The organism is uncultured Agrococcus sp. (assembly GCF_945915485.1).
GTDB lineage: Bacteria > Actinomycetota > Actinomycetes > Actinomycetales > Microbacteriaceae > Agrococcus.
Map to the genome: position 1 here is coordinate 1 of NZ_CAMEFJ010000140.1, position 3999 is coordinate 3999.

Below are 3999 nucleotides of genomic sequence, written 5' to 3' on the forward strand. Positions count from 1 at the left end.
GGAGCGGCTGGCACCGCAGTTCGTCCCGGGACGGTGGTATCGCATCCCTGCGCTTCCCCGTACCGTGGGTGGGAAGATCCGGCGAGGGGCCACGACCGACCTCATCGCAGCGGGGGAGGCGGAACGACTATGACCAGCAGAAGGGTCGCGATAACGGGGCTCGGCGCGATCACGCCGAGCGGCAACACGGCACGAGAACTCTGGGATGCCGTCGTCGCCGGGCGCAGCGCGGTCCGCGTGCTCGTAGGAGACGAGTTCGACGAGTTGCCCGTCCGGATCGGCGCGCAAGTTCGCGACTTCGACGCGGAGAAGGTGCTCGAGCGCTCGCTCGCCCGCAGACTCAGCCCCGTGCAGCAGTGGGCGGTCGCCGCCGGAGAGCAGGCGCTGCGCGAAGCCGGCGTCGATGACCTGCCGTGGGACGCCCGCAGATTCGCCGTCATCGCGGCAACCGGATCCGGCCCCGTCGACGCGATGCAGCACGCGACCCGCGAACTCGATGCCCGGGGGTCGAGAGCGGTGCCTTTGACGTTGTCCGCGTACGGTGCGCCGGACGGTGCGGCGGCCGTGCTCAGCCAGCGACTCGGTGCGCGAGGTCCGGCCCACGCAGTTGCCGCGACCTGCGCAAGCGGCGCGATCGGGCTTGGCGACGCGATGCGACGCATCCGCCACGGCTACGCCGATGCCGTACTCGTGGTCGGCATGGAGGATTGCCTGAACCCCGTCAACCTCGCGTCGAACGCGAACATGCGAGCGCTCGCGGCCGGCTACGAGGACGATCCGGTCGCAGCCAGCAGGCCGTTCGACCGTGCGCGCAGCGGTTTCGTCATGGCGCAGGGGGCCGCAGCGATCCTGCTCGAAGCGACGGACCGCGCGAAGGCGAGAGGCGCCGAAGTGCTCGCGGAACTCGCGGGCTTCGGCGAATCGAGCGATGCGCACCACGCGACCGCACCGCATCCGGAGGGCAGGGGAGCGGCGGATGCCGTGCTCGCGTGCCTCGCAGACGCGCGGCGAGAGCCCACCGACGTGCGGCACATCAACGCGCACGGTACTGGAACACCAGCGGGCGACGGCGCCGAACTCGCCGCCCTCGACACGGCGCTCGGGCCGGCAGCACGAACCCTGCCCATCAGCGCCACGAAGTCGAGCACTGGCCACCTGCTGGGAGCATCCGGCGTCGTCGAAGCCATTATCTCGGTGCAGACGATCCGCGACGGACTGCTGCCACCGACGATCAATCTCGACGACCCGGAGTTCGTAGACCGAGACTTCGTGCGGGGCGAAGCCAGGCCGACACCCGTGGATGCTGTGCTCTCGACATCGTTCGGCTTCGGCGGCCACAACGGAGCGCTGCTGCTGACGGCAGCGAGGTGAACGGCCCGGGCTATTGGGTGCGCGACCCGGCGCGAGAGCGACAGTGAAGACAGAAGGGGATCATGACCGACAGAGAGACACGTCACGCGGCGCTTGCGCAGCAGTATCTGCCCGACGAACTCCTGGAGCGATTCCGGGAACGCGCCGCCGACTACGACCGCGGCAATGCCTTTTTCGACGACGACCTCGCAGAACTGCAGGATCGCGGGTATCTCACGGCGTTCGTGCCGCAGGAACTCGGCGGCGGCGGATTGAACCTGCAGGAGGTCGTGCGGCTCCAGCAGCGACTCGCCTCCGCAGCAGCGGGAACCGCGCTCGCGATCAACATGCACCAGCTGTGCACGGGTGTCGCGCACGCCATGCGGGAACGCGGCGACGACTCGCTCGAGTTCGTCCTGCGAGACGCCGCAGCGGGCGAGATCCTCGCGTTCGGGGTCAGCGAGCCAGCCAACGACTGGGTGCTGCAGGGGTCAAACACGACGGCAGAACCGCAGAGCGACGGCAGCTATCTACTCTCCGGCGTCAAGATCTTCACGTCGCTGTCACCGGTCTGGTCCCGACTGATTACGCACGGTCTGGACAACTCGAACCCCGACGAACCGCGGCTCGTCTACGGGTTCCTCGACCGTGACACCGAGGGCATTTCGGTCTCCGACCGCTGGGACGTCCTCGGCATGCGGCCGTCGCACAGCCGGTCGACCATCCTCGAACGGGCTCGCATGCGGCCCGACCGAGTTGTTCGGCGCATCCCCACCGGCAGGCATCCCGACCTGCTGACGTTCGCCATCACCAGCAATTTCCAGCTGCTGGTGGCGTCCGTGTATGCGGGTGTTGCGCGCCGTGCGCTCGAACTCGGCGCTGCGGGTCTGCTCAAGCGCAAATCCGCGAAGTCGGGCACGACCTTCGCCGATGTGCCCGAGTACCGTGCGCGGCTCGCCGATGCGCACATGGAGTATCTGCCGGTGCCGGCACAGATCGACGCCTACGCCCGGGACTTCGATGACCTGGTCGATCACGGAGCAGGATGGCCGCTGCGGATGGTGAGCGCCCGTATCCATGCCTCCGACATCGCCCGCCGCTCGGCGGAAGCGGCGCTGCAGTGTTCCGGCGGCACTGGCTTCGACAACGAGCACGAACTCAACAGGGTGTTCCGGGATGCCGCGGCTGGGCTCTTCCATCCGCCATCCGCCGACGCCGCTCGCCCGATGTTCGCAGCAGCGTTGCTCGACGACTGACACGCGCTGCTAGACGACTGACCCGCGCTGCTAGACGTCGCTCCTGCGCGCGTGCACACTTCTCGGTCTATGCATGCCGACACGCCCGTATAGAGCAGTCATTCCAGCTATAGACCGAGAAGTGTGACGGGGTACGGGATGGTCGGGTGCGTCTCGGAGACGAACGGCGTTCTGGTGCGAGGGCCAACGTCACGCTGGAGAGGGCCGGGAGTAAGGTGAAATAAGAACCCTTGAAGGGAAACGGACCGAGGAGGTTGCCGTGACCGATGCACCAGCAGCGAACCCGGAGAAACTGGTCGATTCGCTCTTGAAGACCAGTTTCGTATGGCTGTTGATACGGGGGATCCTTGCCGTGATCTTCGGCGTGATCATGTTCCTTCCGGCGCTCGGCGCAGCTGTCCTGGCAGTTTTCGTCGCGATCACGATCGGAGTGTGGCTGCTGTTCGACGGTGTCGCCTCCGTCGTCATCGCCATGCGGCAGCGAAAGAGCGGCATGCGCGGCTGGGGATGGACGCTCGCCGGCGGCATCGTGAGCCTGCTCGCGGGTCTAGTCGCAGTCATCTTCCCCACGGCGACAGGAGCCCTGGTGGGGCTGTTCGTGCTGTGGGCACTGGCATTCGGCCTCATTCTGCGAGGTGTGCTTGAGCTGGGCAGCAGAGGTAGCGGATGGGGCACCTGGTTCGGCATCCTGCACATTCTGTTCGGCATCATCCTGGCGATCGCGATCATCTGGTCACCCGGCAGCGCGTTCCTGGCACTCGTATGGCTCGCCGGTGTCTACGGCATCGTGTTCGGCACGGTCATGATCTTCATCGCATTCCAGATGCGCAAACTGCGAAAGGAACCGGCATGACAACGCAGCACCGGGACAAGACCGGCGCGGCTGTCGATGTCGCGCTCGACCGCAACCGAGCCATCCCGGCATTCACCGTCACACTCGAAGGTTCGACGCTCGCGGGGCGGGCCGACTTCGTGGATTCGCCGGTCGCAGAGAACGAGCGGCTCTTCTTCCACACGGAGGTCGACGAACAGTTCGGCGGACGCGGACTCGCGGGCATTCTGCTGCGCGCGGCGCTCGCCGACAGCATCGCGAGAAAGCTCACGGTCGTGCCCGTCTGCCCGCTCTTCGCGAAACATCTGCAGAAGCACGGCGATGCGTTCGTCGCCGAGGGCGGCGCCTTCCGTGACGCGACGGAAGACGACATCGCGGTCGTCAGAGCGGCGGTGCGTGCCGCTCGCTAGCAGCGAAGCCGGGAGGTGGATGCCCCGGAGACAGCGGAACAGGAGTAGCCTGGCTGAGGCTGCGTTTGGCGCAGCCGAAGAGCTAGATGAAGGTGGGCATGAGCCAGAGCACGGCGTTTTCGGCAGAACAGCGGCGGCTTCTTCCCGTACT

General features: G+C 66.9%; 4 protein-coding genes. All 4 read left to right on the top strand.

Translation table 11 applies throughout. The annotated features are described in order from the left end of the window. Positions 1-129 precede the first annotated feature (129 nt). The 4 genes from Q0O95_RS13445 (at position 130) to Q0O95_RS13460 (ending at position 3848) form a co-directional block, all read left to right on the top strand. The gene (locus Q0O95_RS13445) at positions 130-1371 is read left to right on the top strand and encodes a beta-ketoacyl synthase (RefSeq protein WP_293699680.1); all 1242 of its coding nucleotides are present in this window, start codon (positions 130-132) and stop codon (positions 1369-1371) included. 62 nt (positions 1372-1433) lie between these two features. Then, positions 1434-2606: an acyl-CoA dehydrogenase family protein gene (locus Q0O95_RS13450; RefSeq protein WP_293699683.1), complete on the top strand. Its 1173-nt coding sequence runs from the start codon at positions 1434-1436 to the stop codon at positions 2604-2606. 259 nt (positions 2607-2865) lie between these two features. Then, a complete protein-coding gene (locus Q0O95_RS13455; RefSeq protein ID WP_293699686.1) occupies positions 2866-3459 on the top strand; it encodes an HdeD family acid-resistance protein in 594 nt (197 codons plus the stop codon). Further along, the gene (locus Q0O95_RS13460; RefSeq protein WP_293699689.1) at positions 3456-3848 is read left to right on the top strand and encodes a GNAT family N-acetyltransferase; all 393 of its coding nucleotides are present in this window, start codon (positions 3456-3458) and stop codon (positions 3846-3848) included. Before Q0O95_RS13455 ends, Q0O95_RS13460 begins: the two co-directional genes overlap by 4 nt. The last annotated feature ends 151 nt before the right edge of the window (positions 3849-3999 follow it).